22 protein-coding genes and 2 pseudogenes are annotated in these 23583 nt (G+C 65.7%); 16 read left to right on the top strand and 8 right to left on the bottom strand.

Annotated features, from left to right (window positions below):
• Positions 1-64: 64 nt before the first annotated feature.
• The 9 genes from E3U26_RS07535 (at position 65) to E3U26_RS07495 (ending at position 8903) form a co-directional block, all read left to right on the top strand.
• Positions 65-931 carry an ABC transporter permease subunit gene (locus tag E3U26_RS07535; RefSeq protein ID WP_072462276.1) on the top strand — a complete coding sequence of 289 codons (867 nt, stop codon included), beginning with the start codon at positions 65-67 and terminating at the stop codon, positions 929-931.
• Entirely contained in the window at positions 928-1986 is a 1059-nt protein-coding gene (locus E3U26_RS07530; RefSeq protein ID WP_052095730.1) for a branched-chain amino acid ABC transporter permease, read from the top strand. Before E3U26_RS07535 ends, E3U26_RS07530 begins: the two co-directional genes overlap by 4 nt.
• On the top strand, positions 1983-2702 hold the full coding sequence (locus E3U26_RS07525) for an ABC transporter ATP-binding protein (RefSeq protein ID WP_036750919.1): 720 nt from the start codon (positions 1983-1985) through the stop codon (positions 2700-2702). Before E3U26_RS07530 ends, E3U26_RS07525 begins: the two co-directional genes overlap by 4 nt.
• Positions 2702-3340 carry an ABC transporter ATP-binding protein gene (locus E3U26_RS07520; protein ID WP_052095731.1) on the top strand — a complete coding sequence of 213 codons (639 nt, stop codon included), beginning with the start codon at positions 2702-2704 and terminating at the stop codon, positions 3338-3340. Before E3U26_RS07525 ends, E3U26_RS07520 begins: the two co-directional genes overlap by 1 nt.
• Before the next feature lie 67 nt (positions 3341-3407).
• Positions 3408-4544, top strand: a complete 1137-nt coding sequence (locus E3U26_RS07515) for an aminomethyl transferase family protein (RefSeq protein WP_499104693.1) — start codon at positions 3408-3410, stop codon at positions 4542-4544.
• Between the two features lie 59 nt (positions 4545-4603).
• Positions 4604-5206, top strand: a complete 603-nt coding sequence (locus tag E3U26_RS07510; RefSeq protein ID WP_499104692.1) for a dimethylamine monooxygenase subunit DmmA family protein — start codon at positions 4604-4606, stop codon at positions 5204-5206.
• Entirely contained in the window at positions 5203-6150 is a 948-nt protein-coding gene (locus E3U26_RS07505) for a PDR/VanB family oxidoreductase (protein WP_499104691.1), read from the top strand. The genes E3U26_RS07510 and E3U26_RS07505 overlap by 4 nt, the downstream gene beginning before the upstream one ends.
• Before the next feature lie 9 nt (positions 6151-6159).
• On the top strand, positions 6160-7203 hold the full coding sequence (locus E3U26_RS07500; RefSeq protein WP_499104690.1) for a heme-dependent oxidative N-demethylase family protein: 1044 nt from the start codon (positions 6160-6162) through the stop codon (positions 7201-7203).
• 308 nt (positions 7204-7511) lie between these two features.
• A complete protein-coding gene (locus tag E3U26_RS07495) occupies positions 7512-8903 on the top strand; it encodes an ammonium transporter (protein WP_499104689.1) in 1392 nt (463 codons plus the stop codon).
• 51 nt (positions 8904-8954) lie between these two features.
• Here E3U26_RS07495 and E3U26_RS07490 read toward each other — a convergent pair whose 3' ends face one another.
• The 3 genes from E3U26_RS07490 to folD form a co-directional block, all read right to left on the bottom strand.
• Positions 8955-9596 carry a helix-turn-helix domain-containing protein gene (locus tag E3U26_RS07490; RefSeq protein ID WP_036750938.1) on the bottom strand — a complete coding sequence of 214 codons (642 nt, stop codon included), beginning with the start codon at positions 9594-9596 and terminating at the stop codon, positions 8955-8957.
• Between the two features lie 72 nt (positions 9597-9668).
• Positions 9669-10553, bottom strand: a complete 885-nt coding sequence (purU, locus tag E3U26_RS07485) for a formyltetrahydrofolate deformylase (protein ID WP_499104688.1) — start codon at positions 10551-10553, stop codon at positions 9669-9671.
• Positions 10554-10659: 106 nt separating this feature from the next.
• On the bottom strand, positions 10660-11565 hold the full coding sequence (gene folD, locus E3U26_RS07480; protein WP_116220437.1) for a bifunctional methylenetetrahydrofolate dehydrogenase/methenyltetrahydrofolate cyclohydrolase FolD: 906 nt from the start codon (positions 11563-11565) through the stop codon (positions 10660-10662).
• Between the two features lie 99 nt (positions 11566-11664).
• Between folD and E3U26_RS07475 the strand changes: the two genes are divergently transcribed.
• Positions 11665-12102: a helix-turn-helix domain-containing protein gene (locus E3U26_RS07475; protein WP_499105785.1), complete on the top strand. Its 438-nt coding sequence runs from the start codon at positions 11665-11667 to the stop codon at positions 12100-12102.
• On the opposite strand, the gene glnT is transcribed toward E3U26_RS07475, so the two are convergent.
• The 4 genes from glnT to E3U26_RS07455 all read right to left on the bottom strand — a co-directional run bounded on the left by glnT (position 12023) and on the right by E3U26_RS07455 (position 16309).
• Positions 12023-13327 (bottom strand): type III glutamate--ammonia ligase, encoded by a 1305-nt coding sequence (gene glnT / locus E3U26_RS07470; protein WP_072464343.1) that lies wholly within the window; start codon positions 13325-13327, stop codon positions 12023-12025. The two genes, E3U26_RS07475 and glnT, sit on opposite strands and share 80 nt — an antisense overlap.
• 72 nt (positions 13328-13399) lie before the next feature.
• Entirely contained in the window at positions 13400-14725 is a 1326-nt protein-coding gene (locus E3U26_RS07465) for an FMN-binding glutamate synthase family protein (protein WP_072464342.1), read from the bottom strand.
• Between the two features lie 11 nt (positions 14726-14736).
• Positions 14737-15420: a GltB/FmdC/FwdC-like GXGXG domain-containing protein gene (locus E3U26_RS07460; protein WP_036761223.1), complete on the bottom strand. Its 684-nt coding sequence runs from the start codon at positions 15418-15420 to the stop codon at positions 14737-14739.
• 1 nt (position 15421) lies between these two features.
• Positions 15422-16309, bottom strand: coding sequence for a class II glutamine amidotransferase (locus tag E3U26_RS07455; RefSeq protein ID WP_036761224.1), 888 nt, complete (start codon positions 16307-16309; stop codon positions 15422-15424).
• Between the two features lie 373 nt (positions 16310-16682).
• Here E3U26_RS07455 and E3U26_RS07450 point away from each other — a divergent pair, with 373 nt between their 5' ends.
• The 5 genes and pseudogenes from E3U26_RS07450 (at position 16683) to E3U26_RS07430 (ending at position 20674) form a co-directional block, all read left to right on the top strand.
• Complete coding sequence (locus E3U26_RS07450; RefSeq protein ID WP_499104687.1) at positions 16683-16820, top strand: hypothetical protein; 138 nt, start codon at positions 16683-16685, stop codon at positions 16818-16820.
• Between the two features lie 106 nt (positions 16821-16926).
• Positions 16927-17280, top strand: a complete 354-nt coding sequence (locus tag E3U26_RS07445) for an SAM-dependent methyltransferase (RefSeq protein WP_499104686.1) — start codon at positions 16927-16929, stop codon at positions 17278-17280.
• A gap of 138 nt (positions 17281-17418) precedes the next feature.
• A protein-coding gene (locus E3U26_RS07440) for an IS3-like element ISPfe1 family transposase (RefSeq protein WP_114537220.1) occupies positions 17419-18572 on the top strand; the annotation gives its coding sequence in 2 pieces (ribosomal slippage) (positions 17419-17665 and positions 17665-18572; 1155 coding nt in all).
• Between the two features lie 27 nt (positions 18573-18599).
• A pseudogene (locus tag E3U26_RS07435) lies at positions 18600-18824 on the top strand (cytochrome c oxidase subunit I); the annotation flags it as partial.
• Positions 18825-19348: 524 nt separating this feature from the next.
• Positions 19349-20674 (top strand): annotated as a pseudogene (locus E3U26_RS07430) (MFS transporter).
• Positions 20675-20726: 52 nt separating this feature from the next.
• Here E3U26_RS07430 and E3U26_RS07425 read toward each other — a convergent pair.
• On the bottom strand, positions 20727-22844 hold the full coding sequence (locus E3U26_RS07425) for a TonB-dependent receptor plug domain-containing protein (protein WP_499104685.1): 2118 nt from the start codon (positions 22842-22844) through the stop codon (positions 20727-20729).
• Positions 22845-23048: 204 nt separating this feature from the next.
• Between E3U26_RS07425 and E3U26_RS07420 the strand changes: the two genes are divergently transcribed.
• Positions 23049-23561 carry a DUF2478 domain-containing protein gene (locus E3U26_RS07420; protein WP_449043698.1) on the top strand — a complete coding sequence of 171 codons (513 nt, stop codon included), beginning with the start codon at positions 23049-23051 and terminating at the stop codon, positions 23559-23561.
• The last annotated feature ends 22 nt before the right edge of the window (positions 23562-23583 follow it).

Raw genomic sequence — 23583 nt, 5'->3', positions numbered from 1 at the left:
CCGCACGGGCGCCCGGCCATAGGGCGCCCGCATTTCCCGTTTCCGCCGCACCAGGGAGCTTCTCATGGACTATGTTGCGATCATTCTTCTTCAGACCGCGATCAGCATCGCGAACCTGGTGCTGATCAGCGCAGGCCTCGCCGTCATCTTCGGCATGATGCGCGTCATCAACTTCGCCCATGGCGAGTTCCTGATGCTGGGCGGCTATACGGCGGTCATTGCCACCCAGCATGGCGTGCCGCTGCTGGTCTCGTGCTTCATCCTGGCGCCGGTGCTGGTCGGGCTGGTGGGGCTTGTCGTGGAATATCTGGTGATCCGCCATCTTTACGGGCGGCTTCTGGACACGATGCTGGCAAGCTGGGGGGTGAGCCTGATTCTGATCGGCCTCGTCACCGTGGCCTTCGGCAATTCGGTCTCGGGCATCTCGACGCCCTTCGGCAGCCTTTCCATCGGGCGGTTCAGCATCGGGTTCTATGAACTGTTCCTTGTCGCCGTCACCCTGGTCATGGTCATCGCCGGCTATCTGGTGATGCGCTACAGCCGCGTCGGGCTGATCGCGCGGGCCACGATGCAGGACCGTGACATGGCCGCCTCGCTGGGGGTCAACCAGCGCGCCGTCTACCGCGCCACCTTCGTCACCGGCGCCGCGCTGAGCGGGCTTGCCGGTGCGCTGATCGCGCCGATTGCCGGGGTGGTGCCGACCATCGGCGCCTCTTATCTGGCGAAATGCTTCATCACGGTGATCTCAGGCGGTCCCGCCATCATCGCGGGCACCTTGTCCGCCTCGGGGCTGCTGGGCGGCGTCGGCGTGATCATGACCTTCCTGGCGACCCCCGTCCTGGCCGAAGTGGCGCTGCTTGCGGCGGCGGTGGTGCTGCTGCGGGTGCTGCCCCAGGGGATCACCAGCAAATTCTTCCGGAGATCGCAATGAAAACGCCGCTTGTCACCTCGGGCCGCCTGGGCGCGGTCGCGATGATCCTCGCTGCTGCCTGGGCGCTGTTCATCGTCCCTTCGGGCGGGGACATGACGCTGATCCTCTCGGGCTCGATCTATTGCGCCTTCGGAATCCTCGCGCTTTCGCTGGCGCTGATCTGGGGGTTCGGCGGCATCCTCAGCTTTGGCCAGACCGCGTTCTTCGGGATCGGCGGCTATGCCTATGCGGTTCTCGCCCTCAACATCGGTAATACGACCACGGCGGCGCTGCTGGCGATCCTGGTCGCGGCGGCGATGGCGGCCGCCATCGGCTATTTCATGTTCTGGGGCCGGCTGGGCGATGTCTATCTGGGCGTCATCACCTTGGTCCTGTCGCTGATCCTCTATCGCTTCATCAACCAGACCTCGGGCAGCGAATGGAAGATCGGCAAGGCGCCCCTGGGCGGCTTCAACGGCATCCCCTCGACGCCGATCCTCAACGATCTGGACGGCAACCCGCTCTGGCCTGAAGATATCTATGTGCTTTGCGTGGTGGCGCTGATCCTGTCCTATATCCTCTGCCGCCTGCTTCTTGCGACGTATTTCGGCCGGGTCGTGGTGGCCTTGCGGGAAAACGAGCTGCGCGCGGAACTGCTGGGCTACGATACCCGCCTCTACAAGCTGGGGGTGTTTTCCATCGCCGGCGGTCTTGCGGGCCTTGCGGGGGTGCTGTTTGCCAATTGCGTATTCGTCAGCCCGAACATGTTCAGCCTGACGACCAGTTCGCAATTGCTGGTTTGGGTGATCGTCGGGGGCCTGGGAACGCTTGCCGGCCCGGTCATGGCCTGCTTCCTGCTGCTGGCCTTCTCGGCCTGGCTGGGCACGCTGAACGCCGGGGTCTGGCTCGACCCGAACCTGGTGATGGGGCTGGTGCTGACGCTGTTCGTCCTGGTGCTGCCCAAGGGCATCCTGCCGCTGATGCGGAGCGGCTGCGACCGGGCATTGGCCGCGTTCCGGCGCCCGGCACCGGCGGCGGAACCCGGCGAGGCCATGATCGGGGAGGAAGCACGATGACCGACTACCTGCTGGAAGCCCGCAACCTGACCATGCGTTTCGGCGGCGTCGTCGCGGTGCGCGATGTCAGCCTCTCGCTGCGCGAGGGCGAGTTGCATTGCCTGATCGGGCCGAATGGCGCCGGGAAATCCACTTTCTTCCGCATGCTGTCCGGCCAGTATCGCCCGACCTCCGGCGAGGTGCTGTTTCGCGGCCAGTCGATCAACGGCCAAAGCAGCGCGAAGATCGCGCGGGCCGGCATGGGGATCAAGACCCAGGTGCCTTCGGTCTTCAACGCCATGACGGTACGCGAGAATGTCATGCTCGCCGCCGTCCGGGCGCTGCCGCCCAACCTTGCGCGGCGGCGCTGCGACGAGGTGATGAAGCGTATCGGTATCAGCCATCTCGCCGCCGAAAAGGTCGGCATCCTGGCGCATGGCCAGCGCCAGTTGGTCGAACTGGCCACCGTGATCGCCCCGCGCCCGGCGCTGATCCTGCTGGACGAGCCCGCCGCCGGCATGACCGGCGAAGAGGTCGAGGGACTGGGCGACCTGCTGGTCGAACTGGCCCGAAGCTGCTCGGTCATCGTGGTCGAGCATGACATGAGCTTCATCCGCCGGATCGCGCGCAGCATCACCGTCTTCAACCAGGGCTCGGTCCTGGTCGAGGGGCCGGCCGATCAGGTCCTGTCGGATCAGCGCGTGCGCGACGTCTATCTGGGAAGGGAGGTGGCCTGATGCTGCAACTCGTCGGAGTGCATTCGGGATATGGGCAGATCCCGATCCTGCGCGACATCAGCCTCAATGTCGCCGAGGGCGAATTCGTCGGCATCCTTGGCCATAACGGCATGGGCAAGAGCACGCTGTTGATGACCATCGGCGGGACGCTGCCCGCGACCGATGGCCGGATCGAGATGGGCGGGCAGGACATCACCCGTCTGCCGGTTCACCGGCGCGCAAGGATGGGCCTTGGCTATGTCAAGCAGGGTCGGCGGATCTTCCCGCGCCTGACGGTGCGCGAGAACATGCAGGCGGCCTGCCTGGCCGGCGGCCAGCCGCTGGCGCGGGCCGAGGAAATGATCGCGCTGTTCCCACGTCTCGCGCCGATTGCCGAGCGTCCGGGCGGGGTGCTTTCGGGGGGCGAGCAGCAGATCCTCGCGCTGGCCCGATGCCTTTGCACCGCGCCGCGCCTGGTGATGCTGGACGAGCCGACCGAGGGGATTCAGCCCTCGATCCGCGAGGAGATCGTCGAGGCGCTTCTGATGCTGCGCGACCGGCTGCGCCTGACCATGCTGCTGGTCGAGCAGAACGAGGCCTTTCTGGGCGCGCTCTGCACCCGCAGCTATTGCCTTGAAAAGGGCCGCCTGGTGGCGTGATGCCCCGCAAAAGGAACGCCCCTGACCGCAATGGGGCAAACAAGAACGTGAAAACAGGGAGTTGACGATGACCGCTTCATGGAGATTCTCGGCATTGGCCGACCGGCATCGCGCGCTTGGATCGAAGCTTGAGGACTGGTCGGGCATGGGAACCGCCTGGTCCTATGACGGTGATCCGGTTGCCGAGTATCTGGCGATCCGCACCAAGGCCGGGCTGATGGATGTCTCGGGGCTGAAGAAGGTGCATGTCACCGGCCCGGCCGCCAGCCATGTGATCGACCGTGCCACCACGCGCAATGTCGAAAAGCTGATGCCGGGCCGGGCGATCTATGCCTGCATGCTGAACGACGCCGGCAAGTTCATCGACGATTGCGTGATCTATCGCACCGGGCCCAATGCCTTTCTGGTCGTGCATGGCTCGGGGCAGGGGTTCGAGCAACTGACCATGGCTGCCTCTGGCCGCGACGTGTCGGTGCGCTTCGATGACAACCTGCACGACCTGTCTCTCCAAGGCCCTCTGGCGGTGGACTACCTGGCGAAACACGTGCCCGGTATCCGCGACCTGGCCTATTTCGGCCATATCCAGACCTCGCTGTTCGGCAAGCCGGCCATGATCTCGCGCACCGGATACACCGGTGAGCGGGGCTACGAGCTGTTCGTGCGTGGGCAGGATGCGCCGATGGTCTGGGACCGTATCCTGGACGAGGGCGCCGGGATGGGGATCATCCCCTGCCGGTTCACCACGCTGGACCTGCTGAGGACGGAAAGCTATCTGCTGTTCTTTCCCTATGACAATTCGGAAATGTATCCCTTCGACGACCAGCCGGGCGGGGATACGCTGTGGGAACTGGGCCTGGATTTCACCGTATCGCCCGGCAAGACCGGCTTTCGCGGGGCCGAAGAACATTACCGCCTGAAGGGCAGGGAGCGCTTCAGGATTTGGGGCCTGAAGCTGGAAGGCGACAAGGCCCCGGACAATGGCGCTCCGGTCTTGCGCGACGGCGTGCAGGTCGGCGTCGTGACCCAGGCGATGCATTCGCCGCTGAACGGCTGGACGGTGGCCATCGCCCGCCTGCCGGTCGATTGCGCGAACGAAGGCAGCAGGCTGACCGTGAACTGCGCCACCCATGGCGAAATCACCGCCGTGACCGCGTCCATGCCCTTCCTCGATCCGGAAAAGAAGGTCCGCACCGCCAAGGGCTGACTCAAGCGCCCGCCGGGTGGCGCAGGTTGCCCGGCCCTTCCCGTCAACAGGGGGAAACCATGCCAGGAACCGAATTCTCGCCCTCGATCGCCAGCCGCCCGGTCTATCCGGGGCTGGTGGCGCAGGGGGCCATGCCCGCGATCATGCTGGCCGATGCCGAGGGGGCGGGGGCGCTGATCGACCTTGCCGCCCGCGATCCGGCGGTGATGGAGCGGGCGCATGTGATCTTCATCCCGGCAGGCACCCCACATGGCGCGCGGCTGCGGGCGCTTGGCGCGTGGATCTATCACGAAAGCCCCAGCTATGCCGCCTGCCTGGAGCGGTTCCGCAAGGCGCTGGCCGATGCCCATATGGGCACCACGCTTTATCTGGCCGGAACCGAGGGGCTGATCGGGCAGGCCACGGCCGAGGCGCTGGCCGCCGGCCTACCCGCCGGCGCCATCCAGTCCGAGCACCGCGGGTCGATCGCGCGGCGGATGCAATGCGTCCATTGCAAGGGCATCACCGAGGGTGTCACCACCGATCCCTTCACCTGCTCGCATTGCGGGCTGACGCTGTTCGTCCGCGACCATTATTCGCGCCGCCTGGGCGCTTTTCAGGGCGTCTGCGTCGATGCCGAAACCCCCGGCGTCCTCCCACCCGTGCAGGAGATCAGGCCATGACCGCCCGGATGCTGCGCGTGGCCGAGGTCACGCCCCTGTCGCCCCTCGTCACCCGCTTCCGCTTCGAATGCCCCGAAGGCGGCACACTGCCGCTGTTCTCCGGCGGTGCGCATGTGGTCGTGGAGATGCCCGATGGCGCCACCCTGCGCCGCAACGCCTATTCGCTGATCTCGGACCCGCTGGACGGATCGGGCTATGAAATCGCGGTGCGGCGCGAGGATGCCGGCCGGGGAGGCTCGCGCTTCATGCATACCCATGTGGCGGTGGGCGACCTGCTGCGCGTGGGCGCGCCAGTCAACCTTTTCGCGCTGGACCTGCGGGCGAAAAAGCATGTGCTGATCGCGGGCGGCATCGGCATCACGCCCTTCCTGGCCCAGCTTCGGCAATTGACCCGGCTGCAAATGCCGTACGAACTGCATTACTGCGCCCGCAGCTGGGCCGAGGCCGCCGGCCTGAGCCTGCTGCCCGACCTGCCGCAGGTTCATGCCCATATCTCCGATGAAGGCGACCGGCTGGACATCGGCGCGGTGCTGGCGGGGCAACCGTTGGGAACCCATGTCTATACCTGCGGGCCCGAAGGGCTGATCGAGGCCGTAGCAGGAACCGCCACCTGCCTTAACTGGCCCAAGGCCGCGCTGCATTCCGAAGCCTTCCTGTCCCCGCCACCCGGCGCAGCCTTCAAGGTCACCTTGGCGCGGTCAGGCATAACGATCACCGTCGGCCCCCATCAAAGCCTGCTGGAGGCGATGGAAGAGGCGCAGGTCGATGCTCCTTGGCTTTGCCGGGGCGGCGCCTGCGGGCAATGCGAGACCGCCGTCCTGTCCTGCAAGGGCCGGATCGCGCATCACGACCACTGGCTGAGCGATGCCGAAAAGGCCGCGCAGCAGAAGATCATGCCCTGCGTTTCGCGCTTTCAGGGCGAAGACCTCACCCTTGACCGCTAGGGGGCCAGCATGACCATGCGCTTCAACGACGAAACCTTCCGCGACGATTACACCTTTTACAACTCGTCCGCGGCGATCCGGCGCTTTCCGTTCCCCTTCGACCAGGACAGCTACATGTATTCGGTCAATATCGAGCCGCACCGCCGGGGCGCGGCGGGCTCGGTGTTCCAGCACCGTTTCGACGTGGACGAACATTACGTCGCCGAAATGCGCGACCGAGAGATCACGCTGCGCGACGATCCGCTGCGCTGCCAGTCGCTGCCGCATATGGAACTGGCGGGCTGGGATTTCCTGGAACTGGTGATGGTCTCGAAGGCCGAGGACTATCCCGAACTGTTCGAACTGCACCGCGACGGGGACCGCTGGCACTGGATCAACCGGCCGCTGGGGATCGAACAGCGCTTCATCTTCCTTGACGCGACCAGCCTGCCCTGCGGGCCGATGGAATACATCACCCGCCAGACCCAGGGCGACCATGCCCTGCTGGACCAGCGCGAGGGCAACCTGTGGATGGATGCCGGCATGGTGACCAGCCAGGCGGATTGGAGCCTCGATTTCGACATCGGCATGAACTTCTTCGAATGGCACGCCCCGGTGCCGAAGGCACATGAATTGGGGGTGTTCCAGCGTGCCCTGAAATTCCTGCTGAGCCTGCAGCAGGGGGCACCCGTGCGGCGGCTGAACTGGACGATGACGGTCAATCCCCGGCTGGATACCAGCCCCGAGAACTATCACAAATGGGGGCCGGAAAAGCGCACGCTGACCGCCGGGAATGTCGGCGCGAAGCAATATCTGCGGGTGGAGTTGCAGACGCTTTGGCGCCTGCCCCGGTCGAACGCCATCGCCTTCCCGATCCGCTGCTATCTGCTGGCGCTGGAGGATCTGGTGACGGTGCCCAAATGGGGACGCCGCCTGCACCGGGTGCTGCGCGACCTGCCGGACGAACTGGCCGAATACAAGGGATTCGCCGTGAACCGGCCGCTGATCGTCGACTACCTGTCGCGGTTCGACGACTGCGCGCCGACCTCGGCCGGGATCTTTCCCGATGACTGACGGCGAGGGGCTGCCAACCTGTATGCTGCCAGCATTCGGCGGGACGGAACCGACCTGCGGCAGTGTCGTCGCAACCTCCTCGGATTCGTGTCGCTTCCTGGCCGTTACGGCCTTCCTGCATGGCCCTGATCGAACCCGCCCAATGGCGCGGGATCGGTTCGGTTCCTGGCGCGAAGTCGGGCAGGGTGAGCGGAATGGCGGCAGAATCGGAATATTCCTGGAAGGATCTTATTTTTATCAACAGGAAACTTTGTTTTTGGCGCCATCACCCCATCATGAGGATGCCCGCATCGCATGATGGATTCGCCATGACACAGAAGAATGCCCTTGTAGCGGCCTTGCCCGCGATCCTGTTTCCCGCCCTCGCCTGGGGGCAGGATGCCGAACCGGCGTTGAGCGCCGGAGATACCGCCTTCGTCGCGACCTGCGCGCTGTTCGTCATGCTGATGATGCTGCCCGGCCTTGCCCTGTTCTATGCGGGCATGGCGCGCAGCAAGAACGTGCTGTCGGTCCTGACCCAGATCTTCGCCTCGGTCGCGCTGATCTGCGTGCTGTGGATCGCCTTCGGCTATTCGCTGAGCTTCGACACCGAGACGCCGCTGAACGCCGTCATCGGCGGGACCTCCAAGTTCTTCCTGTCGGGGATAACCACCGAAAGCATGGTGGGGACGCTGCCGGAATATCTCTTCGTGCTGTTCATGATGATGTTCGCGGCCATTACCCCGCCGCTGATCGTCGGCGCCTTTGCCGAGCGGATGAAATTCGCCGCGGTGCTGATCTTCATGGGCGTCTGGCTGCTGATCAACTATGCGCCCATGGCGCATATGGCATGGGGCGGAGGCTGGGTCTTCGATGTCGGTGTTCTGGACTTTGCCGGCGGCAATGTCGTCCATCTGAACGCCGGCATCGCGGCGCTGGTCTGTGCGTTGGTCCTCGGGCCGCGCAAGGGTTACGGCACCACGATGATGGTGCCCCATAACATGACCATGACCTATACCGGCGGGGCGATGCTCTGGGTCGGCTGGCTGGCCTTCTGCGGCGGCTGCGCGCTGGCGGCCAATGGCTTCAGCGCGCTGGTGATGCTGAACACCATGCTGGGCGGCGCCGGGGGCGCGCTTGGCTGGATGACGGCGGAATGGATTCACCGCAAGCGGCCCAGCACCTTCGGCCTGGCCTCGGGTGCGATTGCCGGCCTGGTCGCGATCACCCCCGCCTGCGGCTTCGTCGGCCCCATGGGCGCGGTGCTGGTGGGCTTCCTCACCGCGCCGGTCTGCGTCTATGCGGTCGAGGTGGTCAAGCGCCGCGTCGGCTATGACGATTCCTTCGACGTGTTCGGCGTCCACGGTGTCGGGGCGGTGGTCGGCGGCGTGCTGACGGTCGTCTTCGCCGCGCCCGCGCTTGGCGGGCTGGGCTATCCCGAGGGCCGCACCATGCTGACCCAGATGGTGCCGCAGGTGCTGATCATGGGCTTCAGCATCGCGGTCTCGCTGGTGACGACCTGGATCGCGCTGAAGATCGCAGGCGCGCTGGTCGGCCTGCGCGTCGATGAGGAGGCCGAGGCCGAGGGGCTGGACATCCACCAGCATGGCGAGGTCGGCTATCGTCTGGGCGATGGCGTTTACGGAGGTGCGGCGCTGGTGCCGGCGCAGGCCGCGCATGGTCTGGGCTCTCCGGCGCAGGTCGCCCATCAGCGCGGCTGATGCCGCGCCCATTCCAGGGCCGGGCCTCGCGGGGCCCGGCCTTTTCCGCTGTCAGCGGCTTTGTGGATAGGTGATGACCGACAGGTATTTCGCCGGCAGTTCGATCAGGTCCACCGGGCCATGCGGCGCGTCCGCATCGAACAGCAGGGTATCGCCCGGCTCCAGGCGATAGATCTGTTCGCCATGACGATAGCCGACCGTTCCTTCCAGCATATACAGCATTTCGATCCCCTCGTGCTGGAAGGTCGGGAAGCGGTCGCTTTCCGTGGTCAGCACGATCAGATAGGGCTCGACAACGACGCCGGAGTCGTTCGCGCCGATATGGCCCAACAGGTGATATTGATGGCCGGCGCGGGTGCCCTGGCGCTCGATTTCCACCCCGTCGCCGGCTTTCACATGCATGGCCCCACGGGGCTCGGCATAGCCGGAAAACAGCTGGACCAGCGGCACCCGCAAGGCATTGGCCAGCATTTGCAGCGTGGCCAGCGAGGGCGAGATCACCCCGTTCTCGATCTTGGACAGCATCCCGACCGAAAGCCCCGACTGCGCCGCCAGATCCGATCCGGTCAGGCGCTGGCGCTTGCGCAGTTCTCGCACCACCCGGCCGATGGCGACCTCGAGGTTTCTTTCCGGATTGTCGCGCAGGGCATGGGGATTCTGGGTCAGTCTTTGCGATGTATCGCTGCTGTCCATCACATGTGCCGCGCGCCTTGTTTCCTGTCAGGAAAGTCTAGACCGCGGCACCGACAATGTGAATAGCCCCGCTCACCCCATTCTTTCGGATGCGTAGCTTCCTGGCGAGGCGGGGAAGACCACGGTCTTGTTGCCGTTGAGGAACACCCGGCGGTGGATATGGGCGTGGATGGCGCGGGCCAGGACCTGGCTTTCGACGTCGCGGCCGAGGCTGACATAGTCCTCGGGCGATTGCGCATGGGTGACCCGGACGGTGTCCTGCTCGATGATCGGGCCCTCGTCGAGGTCGGCGGTCACGTAATGGCTGGTCGCCCCGATCAGCTTCACCCCGCGCTCGAAGGCCTGCTTGTAGGGGTTGGCGCCCTTGAAGCTCGGCAGGAAGGAATGGTGGATGTTGATGATCCGCCCCGACATCTTCTTGCACAAGGCGTCCGACAGCACCTGCATGTAGCGCGCCAGAACCACCAGCTCGGCCCCCGAATCCTCGACCACCGCCATCAGCTGCGCCTCGGCCTGCGGCTTGTTCTCGCGCGTGACCTTGATGCAGTGGAAGGGGATGTCGTGGTTCACCACCACCTTCTGGTAGTCCATGTGGTTCGAGATCACCGCCACGATCTCGATCGGCAGCGCGCCGATGCGCCAGCGATAGAGCAGGTCGTTCAGGCAATGGCCGAAGCGGCTGACCATGATCACCACCTTCATCTTCTCGGCCTCGTCATGGATGGCGTAGTCCATGCCGAAGGGCTCGGCCGGGCCGGCCAGGCCCGCGCGCAGCGCCTCCAGCCCCACGCCCTCCTCCGAGACGAAGCTCACCCGCATGAAGAAGCGCCCGGTCTCGGTATCGTCGAACTGCGAACTGTCGGTGATGTTGCAGCCGTGCTCGGCCAGAAAGCCGGCCACGGTGGCGACGATGCCGCGCGTCGAGGGGCAGGCGACCGTCAGCGTGTATTTCTTCATCTGGCTCTCCACTGAAAGGGCAAGCGCCCTGGTTTCTTCCGTGTGCAAATATCCCGGGGGGCCGCAGGAGCGGGGGGCAGCGCCCCCCGCCGTCCCGCGCCATCCCTCAGGCCGCCGCGCCTTCGGCCCGGCCCGGATCCGGCTCGGGCAGGCCATGCGCCCGGCAGCAGGCCACCAGCGTATTGGCCAGCAGGCAGGCGATGGTCATCGGCCCCACGCCCCCCGGCACCGGGGTGATCGCGCCCGCCACCTGCGCCGCGCCCGCGAAGTCCACGTCGCCGACCAGCCGCGACCGGCCCTCCTCCTCGATGCGGTTGATGCCCACGTCGATCACCGTGGCGCCGGGCTTGATCCACTCGCCCCGGATCATCCGCGCCCGGCCCACCGCCGCCACCAGGATGTCCGCCCGCCGGCAGACCGCCGCCAGCTCGCGGGTGCGGCTGTGGGCGATGGTCACCGTGCAGTTCTCGGCCAGCAAGAGCTGCGCCATCGGCTTGCCCACGATGTTCGAGCGCCCCACCACCACCGCCTCCAGCCCCGACAGATCCCCGAGCGTCTCGCGCAAGAGCATCAGGCAGCCCGAGGGCGTGCAGGGCACCAGCGCCTTCTGCCCGGTCCCCAGCAGCCCCACGTTCAGCGCATGGAACCCGTCCACGTCCTTTCGCGGGTCGATGGCGGCGATCACCGCCCCGGCGTCCATATGCGCGGGCAGCGGCAGCTGCACCAGGATGCCGTGCACGGCCGGGTCGGCATTGAGCCGCGCGACCAGCGCCAGCAGCGCCGCCTGCGGCGTCTCGGCCGCAAGCCGGTGCTCGAAGCTCGCCATCCCCGCCTCGCGCGTCTGGACCGCCTTGTTCCTGACATAGACCTGGCTCGCAGGATCCTCGCCCACCAGAACAACCGCAAGCCCGGGCACCAACCCGTGCCCAGACCGCAGCCGGTCCACAGCCTCGGCGACACGCGCCCGCAACCCGGCCGCAAAGCCCCGCCCGTCGATGATCCTTGCACCCATAAGCCATTCTCCTTCAATGTCCGCAGCCCGCCCCAAGGCAAAAGCCCGGCCCGGCGCTACAATCTGCACTATCCCGTGCTGGAGGCGGCGGTGCGGCTGATGAGTTCGCATATCGCCGATCCGCTGTCGGCCGAACAGCTTGCGGAGCTTTCCGGTTGCAGCCTGCGCCAGCTACAGCGCTGCTTTTTGGACCACTTCGGCCTGTCGGTCATGGAGTTCTACCGGCGTTTGCGGCTGGAGAAGGCGGACGAGCTGTTGCGCCATTCCGCCCTGCCGATCGCCGAAATCACCGCGATCACCGGCTTTGCGACCATGCAGCATTTCAGCCGGTGTTTCGCGCAAGCCTTCGGCGTTCCGCGGGGACAACGCAGGCTGCAAGGGCTGGGCGCACCCGGATCGGAGGCCGTCAGCGGTAAGCGTGCATGGTGCCCGCCCATAGCAGGCGCCCGGGAATCCGTCAGATGTCCAGGGTATTGTCCCGTTCCCACTGGGTCAGATGACCGCAATAGGAATTCCACTCCTGCGTCTTCATCTTGATATAGGCGGCCGAGAAATCCTCGCCCATCGCGGCCTTCAGCCCGGCGTCGTCGTCATAGGCGCGGATCGCGTCCAGCAGGTTCAGCGGCAGCTTCGGCGCATCGGTGATGCGGTGGCCTTCGGCATACATGTCGATGTCGTGGCGCTTGCCGGGATCGGCCTTGCTGCGCAGCCCCGAAAGTCCCGCCGCGATGATCACGGCTTGCAGAAGGTAGGGGTTGACCGCGCCGTCGGGCAGCCGCAACTCGAACCGGCCCGGTCCGGGGACGCGCACCATATGGGTGCGGTTGTTGCCGGTCCATGTGACCGTATTGGGCGCCCAGGTCGCCCCCGAGACGGTGCGCGGCGCGTTGATGCGCTTGTAGCTGTTCACCGTAGGATTGGTAATCGCGGCCAGCGCCGAGGCGTGCTTCATGACCCCGCCCAGGAAATGCCGGCCCTCGTCTGACAGGCTGAGTTCCTTGCCGTCGTCGGCAAAGGCATTGCGCCCGTCCCTGGTCCAGACCGAGATATGGACATGGCAGCCGTTGCCGGTCAGGCCCATGATCGGCTTGGGCATGAAGGTGGCGCGCAGCCCGTGCTTTTCGGCGATCGAGCGGGTCATGAACTTGAAGAAGCTGTGCTTGTCCGCGGTGGCCATGGCGCTGTCGTATTTCCAGTTCATCTCGAACTGGCCGTTCGCGTCCTCATGGTCGTTCTGATAGGGTTCCCAGCCCAGTTCCAGCATGTAGTCGCAGATCTCGGCCACCACATCGTAGCGCCGCATCACCGCCTGCTGGTCGTAGCAGGGTTTCACCGCGGTATCGGCGGGGTCGGAGATCTGCGTGCCCTCGGGCGTCAGCAGGAAGAATTCCGGCTCGACCCCGGTCTTGACCACCAGGCCCATTTCCGCGGCCTCGGCCGTCAGCCGCCCCAGCACGTTGCGAGGCGCCTGCGCCAGCGGTCCGCTGTCCGACATGACGCAATCCGAAGCGACCCAGGCCACTTCCCTTTTCCACGGCAGCTGGATGACCGAGGAGGCGTCCGGCAGCGCCAGCATGTCGGCATGGGCGGGGGTCAGGTCCAGCCATGTGGCGAAACCGGCGAAACCGGCGCCGTCCTTCTGCATCTCGGCGATGGCCTGCGCCGGCACCAGCTTGGCGCGCTGCGATCCGAACAGGTCGGTATAGGAAATCATGAAGTATTTGACGCCCTTCTCACGGGCGAATTCGGCGAGATCGGTCATGCGGAAGGTTCCCGTTGGAGGAAAAGAGCTGGATCGGGGCAGGATGCGATGTCCTGCCCTCTGGTCGTTGGTTCAGAAGCCGTTCTGGCCGGGAATCCAGTTGGTGCCCGCCAGCGGGACGCCCGCCATGGCGGCGGCTTCCAGCGTCAGGGCGCAAAGATCCTCGGGTTCCAGGTTGTGGACATGGCTCTTGCCGCAGGCCCGCGCGATGGTCTGGCATTCCAGCGTCATCACGGCCAGGTAGTTGCGCAGCCGCCGCGCGCCCTCGACAGGGTCGAAACGCTTCATCAGTTCGGGGTCCTGCGTGGTGATGCCGGCGGGATCGCGGCCTTCGTGCCAGTCGTCATAGGCATCCGCCGTGGTGCCGAGCGCGGCATAATCCTCGTCCCATTTCGGGTCGTTCTCGCCCAGGGCGATCAGCGCGGCGGTGCCGATGGCCACCGCATCGGCGCCAAGCGCCAGCGCCTTGGCCACATCCGCGCCGGTGCGGATCCCGCCCGAGACGACAAGCTGCACCTTGCGGTGCATCCCCAGGTCTTGCAGCGCCTTCACCGCCGGGCGGATGCAGGCCAGCGTCGGCTGGCCGACATTCTCGATGAAGACGTCCTGCGTCGCGGCGGTGCCGCCCTGCATCCCGTCCAGCACGACCACGTCGGCGCCCGCCTTCACCGCCAGGGCGGTGTCGTAATAGGGGCGCGCGCCACCGACCTTGATGTAGATCGGCTTTTCCCAGTTGGTGATCTCGCGCAGTTCCAGGATCTTGATCTCCAGATCGTCCGGGCCGGTCCAGTCGGGATGGCGGCAGGCCGAGCGCTGGTCGATGCCGATGGGCAGGTTGCGCATCCCGGCCACCCGCTCGGTGATCTTCTGGCCCAGAAGCATGCCGCCGCCGCCGGGCTTGGCGCCCTGGCCGACGACGATCTCGATCGCATCGGCGCGGCGCAGGTCGTCGGGGTTCATGCCGTAGCGGCTGGGAAGATACTGATAGACCAGCTTTTCCGAATGCCCGCGTTCCTCGTTCGTCATGCCGCCGTCGCCGGTGGTGGTCGAGGTTCCGGCCAGCGTCGCGCCGCGCCCAAGGGCCTCTTTCGCGGGACCGGATAGCGCGCCGAAGCTCATGCCCGCGATGGTGATCGGGATCTTCAACTCGATGGGCTTTTTCGCGAACCGCGTGCCCAGCACCACCGAGGTGTCGCATTTCTCGCGGTAACCCTCCAGCGGGTAGCGCGAGATCGAGGCGCCCAGGAACAGCAGGTCGTCGAAATGCGGCACCCTGCGCTTGGCGCCGCCGCCGCGGATGTCGTAGATGCCGGTATCGGCGGCGCGGCGGATTTCGGCGTTGATGCCGGGCGAGAAGGTCCAGCTGTCGCGCGGCAGGGTTTGCGGCGTCTTGTCCATGATATCCCTCATCAATAGGCGCCGGCGTGATCGACGTGGAAGTTGTAGAGCTTGCGGGCCGAGCCGTAGCGCTTGAACTCCTCGGGCTTCGCATCGGCGCCGGCGCGTTCCAGCAGGTCGCGCAGGATCTCGACATGCTCGGGGCGCATCTCTTTCTCGATGCAGTCCGAACCCAGCGACTTGACGGCGCCGCGCACGAACAGCCGCGCCTCATAGAGGCTGTCGCCAAGCGCGTCGCCCGCATCGCCCAGCACCACCAGATTGCCCGACTGCGCCATGAAGGCCGACATATGGCCGATATTGCCGAAGACCACGATGTCGATGCCCTTCATCGAGATGCCGCAGCGCGAACTGGCATTGCCCTTGATGACCAGAAGCCCGCCATGGCCGGTGGCACCCGCGTATTGGCTGGCGTCGCCCTCGATGACGACAGTGCCCGACATCATGTTCTCGGCCACGCCCGGCCCGGCCGAGCCGGTGACCTTGACGGTCGCCTGCTTGTTCATCCCGGCGCAGTAATAGCCGGTCGAGCCCTTGACGGTGACTTCGATGGGCGCATCCAGGCCCACGGCGATGGCATGGGCACCCTTGGGGTTCTCGATCACCCATTCGGTCTGGTTGGTCCGGGAAGCCTGCGCCTGAAGCGCCGCATTGACGTCGCGCAGCGGCGTGGTGGCAAGGTCTATGGTCTGCATCTCAGCGCTCCCAGAAATAGACGGTGGCGGGCTCGGGTTCCCAGACGCGGGCGCTCTCGATGCCGGGCAGGTTTGCAAGGGCGCGGTATTCGCTGCCGAAGGCGACGTAATCCTCGGTCTCGGCCATGACGGCGGGCTTGCAGGCGACGGGGTCGCGCACCACGCCGAAGCCATTGCGGGTGCCGACGACGAAGGTGAAGAAACCGTCCAGATCCTGCAACGTGCCTTCCAGCGCCTCGCTGAGGCTGGCGCCTTCGGCCAGACGCGACGAGATATAGCAGGCGGCGACCTCGGTATCGTTCTGTGTTTCCGGGGCGAAACCCTTCTGGGTCAGTTCACGGCGCATCTGGTTGTGATTGGACAGCGAGCCGTTATGCACCAGGCACTGGTCGGCGCCGGTCGAGAAGGGATGCGCGCCCAGCGTCGTCACCGCGCTTTCCGTCGCCATGCGGGTATGGCCGATGCCGTGGCTGCCGGCCATCTGGCGCAGGTGAAAACGGGCGGCGACCTGTTCGGGCAGGCCGACCTCCTTGAAGATTTCCATCGCGTGGCCCGAACCCATGACGCGGATGCCTTTCCCGGCCAGAAAGACGCGGGCCTCGGGCTCTGTGCCCTCGGGCAGGGTCAGCACCGCATGAGTGTCGATGACCCGCATCCCGACCGTATCCCCCAGCGCATCGGACAGCGCCGCGTCGAGGCCACGGAATGCCGTTTCCGGGTCGTCCGACTGGACGGTGATCTTCGGCTTGCCGCCATCATTGCCGTAGATGGCGATTCCCGCGCTGTCCGGCCCGCGATCCGTCATCGTGATCAGCATGTCCGTCAGCAGGTCGCCTAGCTTCGGCTGCAATTCCTGGTTCTTCAGGAACAGACCAACGATACCACACATCCCTTGCCGTCCTCGTAATCAGCTTCGCTTACCTGATGATTACCTATGAGAAATAAAATTTCCTCAAGAGAAATATGTGGGATTCGTGCCATTGCGCATGCCGCGGAAGTCTCCTGCCGCTTCGGCGTTCAGGAAGCTGAACCATGATCGGGCAACTGCCCGGCACATGAGCAATTCGAAAACGCAGAGCTGGTGAGCCGGCTAATTCCCCATCCCTGGGCACTGGGAACGGTCAGGCGCTGGCCAAGCCAGCCCAACCTCGGCCATGCAAGCGCTTGGATTTTTCGGTCCACATCAAGGACGTTTGCCGCGATATTGGCCTTTCGCGCAGTTCCCTTCCATCCACCTCTCCCCGCTGGCCGGGATCAGCGCGATGGGCCGGGGCTGCGTGCTGGAGCCGTGCGGCGTGCGCAGGATCGCCGTGCTTGCCCCGCCGGTCGAGGGCGATCACGCCGGGCTGCTGGCCCTGCTTTCCGATGGCGAGGCCTGGTCGAGTTCGAGGAGGGGCTGACCGACCGCGACTACGGCAGCCGCGAATTCATCTGTCGCGATCCCGAGGGCAATTTGTGGTGCTTCGGCACCTGGTGGCCAAAGGTCACCGACAAGACCTGAGCATCATGGCCCCGCGGATATCGAACCGGATCGCGTGTTTCGTGGACGCCCTGCCGCTGGTGCCGGGCCATCGGGTGCTGGAGATCGGCTGTGGCCCCGGCGTAGCGGCCCGCGAGATCTGCCGCCGCATCGGCAACGGCTTCGTCCTGGCCATCGACCGCTCGGCCAGGGCGATCGACAGCGCGGTGGCCGGATCGAAACCCGAGATCGCCTCGGGCCGGCTGCGGTTTCGCCAGGTGGCAATCGAGGATTTCGAACTGCTGGCCGGCGAGGAGCGCTTCGACATCGCTGTCAATCGGCACGCAACTTTGACCCCCTTTCGGCGCCCAATAATGACCCCGCTTGGTCAGCACGGGTAGCTGGCCCGATGCGGTGTAGCCTCCATACAGCGCAACCGGATCGGGCCAGCGGCGTCTCGGTCATTCCCGCTGACCTGCCCCCCGGAAGTTCCCTCGCTGTGATGTAGAGTCTGCCCAACCTGAGAAGGAGCAGACGACATGAGGAAAAGCCGGTTCACCGAGGCGCAGATTATCGGGATGATCAAGGAGCAGGAGGCGGGTTTGCCGACTTCCGAGCTTTGCCGGAAGCACGGGTTGAGCCCCGCGACGTTCTACAAGCTCAAGGCGAAGTATGGCGGGATGGACCTGTCGGACGCCAAGCGGCTGAAGCAGCTCGAGGACGAGAACGCGAAGCTGAAGCGCCTTCTGGCCGATGCCATGCTGGACAACGTGGTTCTGAAGGATCTCTTGGGAAAGCCCTGACGACACCGGTGCAACGGCGGGACGCGGTGCTGCGGGCGATGAAGGATCATCCGATCTCTCAGCGTCGGGCCTGTGTCCTGATCGGTGTCGATCCGAAGACGGTGCGGCGTGACAGGCCACCCGACAACCCGGAAATCCGTGAGGAGATGCACAAGATTGCCGAGAAGCGCCGGCGGTTCGGCTACCGGCGCGTGGGCATCCTGCTGGAGCGCAAGGGCATGATCATGAACGAGAAGAAGCTCTATCGCATCTACCGGGAAGAGGGCCTGTCGGTGCGCCGCAGGCGTGGCCGCAAGAGGGCACGAGGTAGCCGGACGCCAATACCAGCGCCGTTGAGGCCAAACCAGCGGTGGTCGTTAGACTTCCTGTCCGACACGTTCGGGGCCTGCCGCAAGTTCCGCATTCTGGCTGTGAACGACGATTGCTGCCGCGAGAACCTGGCGTTGATCGCTGACACGAGCATCTCTGGGGCTCGGGTGGCACGGGAACTGGATGCGCTGGTCAGGATTTACGGCAAGCCCGCTTGCATCGTCAGCGACAACGGAACCGAGTTCACCAGCAAGGCCATCCTGAAATGGGCCAACGCGAACGGCGTCGAATGGCACTACATCGACCCGGGCAAGCCGCAGCAGAATGGCTACATCGAAAGCTTCAACGGCAGCCTGCGCGACGAATGCCTGAACGAGGAAATCTTCGACAGCCTGGCTGATGCCCGCCGCAAACTGGCCCTCTGGCGCTACGACTACAACAACGTCAGGCCCCATTCCTCGCTGGGCAACAAGACCCCGTCCGACGCGCGCCGAGCGCTTGAGCAATCTGAGGGCTCCGCGCCCGGCGCGCTTGCCACACCCGAAACCAACCAATATCAACCCCAAGGACTCTCGTTATGAACGAGGGACGACCGGGGGGCAGGTCAGAACAACATCTCCTCGATCGGCGCCTATATCAGCTTCGCGTCCTTCCTGTTCTTCATCGGCATCGTGTTCTACACGCTCTTCGCCGGCAAGCGCGTGAACGTGCCGAACTACTGGAACGAGCATGCCGACACGCTGGAATGGACCCTGCCCTCGCCGCCGCCGGAGCATACCTTCGAGACCCTGCCCAAGCGCGAGGACTGGGATCGCGCCCAGGCGCATCGGTAGGCAAGGCGGCCCACGGGTCCATAAGGAGGTCGGAGGCAGCCCGGCCTCCTCGCGATGCGCAAAGCGGACCATCGGCCCAGGGCAAGAGAATTGCGTTAGAAATTCTAATGCTTCCCGAGAGGATATTCTCGTTTGCCCCAATGAGGCTATCGGGGAATAAACCGCCTGTCCGGGTCGCGGGGTGCCTTGGCGGAGATGAACGGTCATCAGCCCCGGCCAATTGAATTCACATGCCGGACCCTGCTTTCGTCCGCCGGAGCCTCCGGTGGCGCGGGTTCCGGTTGCCTGGTCGGAAAAAGCGCCCAGGTCGAATGTTGGGGGGAGGATGCAGGCCGCGTCCCGGCATCCGCGGCCCAAGACAGGCTGGCGCGGCCCAGGGGTTTTCCGGGGCTTCACGACCAGCGACTTCATGGGCCTGCGGAGGAGCCACGTCGGTGGAAGGGCCATGAAAACCGCGATGCGTATCGGGCCGCTTCCGCCAGCCTTCAGCGGAACGCCCAGTTCTGAGCCCAGGAAGGTATTCTATGGCCATATCCATTTTACCCGGCGGACCCGCGATGCGCGACGCCTCGGGACGGCTGCCGATCGACGAGGCGCCGCTCAAGACCATTCATGTCGTGGCGGCCGCGGCCGTCCTGGGCGGCGCGGTGCTGGACGGCTACGTCCTGGGCATCGTGGGGCCGGCGCTGTCCATCGCCAGGCAGGAAATGCAGCTTTCGGCGATCAGCCAGGGCCTGATCGCATCCAGCGCGCTGATCGGGGTGTTCATCGGCGGGCTGTTCTTTGGCAATCTGGCGGATCGTTTCGGCCGCCGTCCGGTCTTCGGCTGGAACCTGGCGGCCTTTATCGTGCTGTCGCTGCTGCAACTCTTCGTGCAGGATGTCTGGCAGCTGGTCGCGATCCGGCTGGCGCTGGGGCTGGCGATCGGCGTCGAATATGCCGTGGGCTCGTCGGTGCTGGCGGAATTCTCGCGCCGCAAGGGCAGGGGCGTGCTGCTGGGCTGCTTCTCGATCGGCTGGCAGGTGGGCTTTACCGTCGCCTTCGTCGTCGGCTCGTTCTATGACGGCGACAACTGGCGGATGCTGCTGGCCTCGAGCGTGATCCCGGCGCTGATCACCTTCGCCTTGCGGATAACCCTGCCCGAGACGCCCATGTGGCTGAAGGGGCAGGGCCGCGATGCCGAGGCGTAGGCGATCGTCGACCGGCATTTCGGCGCGGAATATGCCATCCCCGACGTCGACCCGAACCCTCGGCACGCCTCGCCGCGCGAGCTTTTCACGGCCGAGACCTGGCGGCAGACGCTTTATTCCGGCTTGTTCTGGTTCTGCCAGGTCGGCCCGTTCTTCGGCATCTTCACCTTCATGATGCCGGTGCTGGAATCGCTGGGCCTGCAGGACGCGACCGCGGTGGACATGTCGCTGAACGCCATTCAGATCGCCGGGGCCGTCGTCGGCGTCTTCATGCTGCACTGGATGAGCCGGCGCGGCTTCGTGATCTGGACCTTCGTGATCGTGCTGCTGACCTTCCTGGCGCTGGGCCTGTTCCCGCAGGCGCCGACCTGGTTCATCGTCGCGCTGTTCGCGATCTACATGTTCGTCGCCCCGGCCGCGAACAACATCCAGTTCGTCTATCCGCCCGAGATCTTTGACACCCATGTGCGGGCGACGGGGGTCGGCTTTTCGGCCGCCTTCTCGCGCATATCGGCAGCGGGCGTGACCTATCTTCTGCCCTACCTGCTGCAAAGGTTCGGCTTTTCCGCGACCGTGATCATGATGGCCGCCTTCCCCTTGCTGGGGCTGGTCCTGTCGATCCTCTGGGCCCCGGAAACCAAGGGCAAGCACTTGCGCTGAACGCCGGGCGGGGGCCCAAGCCCCCGCCAGCCCGAGCCCCCGCCCTTGCGTTTCAGAAGGTCATGCGGGTGGTCAGGAAGAAGCTGCGCCCCGGCTCGGGGAAGCCCTCGACCAGCTGATAGTCCCGGTCGAAAAGGTTGCGGATGCCGAACACCACGCTCGCCTGTTCGGTCGCCTGCCATTCCGCATCAAGGTTGGCCAACGCAAAGCCGCTCATGCGGGTATAGGCGATCTGCCCCGGATCCGAGGGCTGGATCGCGCTTTCCGACAGGCGGGAGCTGGAAAGCTCGACCGAGGGCGAGACGGTCAGGGCGTCCATTGCCCGCCAGTCGAGCCGCAGATAGGCGTTGTGGCGCGGCGTGTCGGTCGGGCGGTAGTCGGCGCGGACCGGGTCGGTGATGCCGCGATGCAGCCAGGTGTAGTTCGCGACCAGCCCCAGCCGGTCGCTGACCTGCCAGTTCGCCGCGATCTCGAAGCCCTTGTAGGTGCCGTCGCCGACGTTCTGGCTTTGCACGATGGGCCGGTCGCGCTCATCCTCCCATTGGTCGGTCGGCATCGATTGGATCATGTCCTTGACCTTGCTGTAGAACAGCGCCGCCTGGACCGTCGCCGGGCCGATCTGGCCGCCATAGCCGATCTCGATATTGGTGGCGCGTTCCGATTCCAGGGCGGGGTTCGGCAGGGCCGTGCCAAAGCGGGTGCTGTAGCGGTCGAACCGCGTCGGAAAGCGGGTGCGGGACGACAGGCTGGCGTGATATTCGCCGCTGTCGTGGCTGTAGATCGCCGCCAGCTGCCAGTTCACCGCATCGGTCGAGCCGGTTGGATAGCTGCCGGGCACGGCCGGGCCGGGGAAGCCGCTGGTGTCGTTGTTGTCGGCCCGCAGCATCCTTGCCTTGTCGTAGCTGATGCCCGAGACGAGCCTCAGCGCCTGCGAATACTGCCAGCCATGTTCGAGCGCGACCGAGATCGTCTCTTCCTCGGACCGTTCCGGCAGGTCGGGTTCCCGGCCGGTGCCGGGGGCGACGGACTGGATGGAATCGTGCCGGTCGCGGCGGTAATGCAGCGCCGCCTTGACCTCGTGATCCGGGCCGAACTCGGTTCCGGCTTCGGCGCTCAGCCCCCAGGCCGCGTCCTTGTAGCGACTGTCGAAAATGCGCGGCGCCAGGGTTTCCTGCGTGGTCTGCGTGGAATCGTCCCAGGACGACAGTAGGTTGTCGAAGCGGTTGTAATAGGCGCGGGTCTTCAGATAGCCGCCGGCCAGTTCGGTATGCGAATAAAAGGCAAGGCTGTCGATGTCCCACTCCGGCCATGTCCAGTCCCGCTGGTATCCGCCCGAGCCGGTGTCCGGCCGGCCCCGCATCGGCAGGTCGATGTTGTAGGGCGCGCGCTTCGCCCCGGTCTGCCGGGTATAGCTGAGGACATATTCATCGGTCGCGTTCGGCGTCCAGCCGGCCTTGAGGTTCAGGCGGCTGTCGTCGGTATCGGCATATTCGCGCAGGCCCGCGCCCTGCTGCGGCCGCGGCACGAAGTCGCGCGACAGGTAGAAGCCGTCGCTGTCGCGCCGCATGTAGCTGCCTTGCAGCCAGAAATCCGCCTGCCGCGTGCCCAGCGACAGAAAGCCGCTGCGGGCGGCGATGTCGCCGCGATTGCCGGCCTCGATGCCCAGGCGCGCCTCGCCCTCGAAGGGCGCGGAGGGCTGGCGGGTGACAAGGTTGATCGCCCCGCCCATGCCCCCCGGCCCGTTCAGGACCGAGACATGGCCCTTTTGCAGCTGGATCTCGGCCAGGTCCGGGGTCAGGAAACGGCCATAGTCCAGTCGGTTGTCGGCAGGCAGGTAGACGCGGATGCCGTCGATCGACAGCGGCACCTGGAAGCGGTCGAAGCCGCGGACATAGACCAGCCGCTCGTTCCGGCTGCCGCCGGTATTGCCGACCTGCACCCCCGGCGCGACCCGCAGCGCATCGTCCAGCGAGGTGCGGTTGCTGCGCAGGACATCCTTGGCGGTCACGGTGGTCGTGGTGCCGCCCCGGCCTTCGTCGTCCTCCGCCGTCAGGGTGATCGTGCCCAGCACGAAGACCTGCGACGGCTCGGCCACCTGCGCCGATGCCGGCGCGGCCGCCCAGCCCAGAATGGTGGCGCAAAGCAATCCCGCCCTTGTCGTGACCCGCATCCATGTCCCTCCCGAACAGCTCTCCACCAGCGGAGAGAATCGTTATGCTTGAGCAAACATAATGAAATCGCGACGGATGAACATAGGGCATTGGCGCGGAAGTCTTTCTTTCCGGGCGGTGGCGGTTTGAAGCGGCAGGGCCTTGCCAGCGCCCTCCGATATGTTTCAGTATCTATAACGGCGCGGAGATGATGGGAGGCGCGAATGGAAATCCGCTATGTCTGTTCCGACGAGGAACGAAGGACGGATGCCGTGCTGAGCGCGGTCGCGCAAAGGGCGGCCGCCCTGGGAATCGCGCTGGCGGGAACCGTGCAGCCGGTGGACCCCGACGCCCCGCCCGAGAAATGCAATATCGTCCTGGCCCTGCTGCCCGACGGCGAGCGGCGGAACGTCAGTTTCGACCTCGCCCCCGGCATGACCGGCTGCCGGCTGGACCCCGATGCGCTGGAGGCGGCGGTGATGGCCGTCCATGACCGGCTGCCCGGTGCGCAGGGGCTGGTGGTGAACAAGTTCGGCAAGCAAGAGGCCGTGGGCCGCGGCCTGGTCGGTGCCATCGGCGAGGCCTGCGCGCGCGGGCTTCCGGTGCTGGTCGGCGTGTCGCCGCAATGGCGCGAGGCATTCCTGGCCTTTGCCGGCGGCGCGGCCGAACCGCTGCCGGCCGACGAGGATCAGGTTCTGGCCTGGCTGCAGGCGGCCTGCCTGCGCCGGGTCGCATAAACCCAGTCGATGGAAAGGGAGA

It is taken from the genome of Paracoccus ferrooxidans (assembly GCF_029909815.1).
Lineage (GTDB): Bacteria > Pseudomonadota > Alphaproteobacteria > Rhodobacterales > Rhodobacteraceae > Paracoccus > Paracoccus versutus.
The sequence above is the reverse complement of the archived record's forward strand: the minus strand, read 5'-3'. Positions and strand labels throughout refer to the sequence as shown.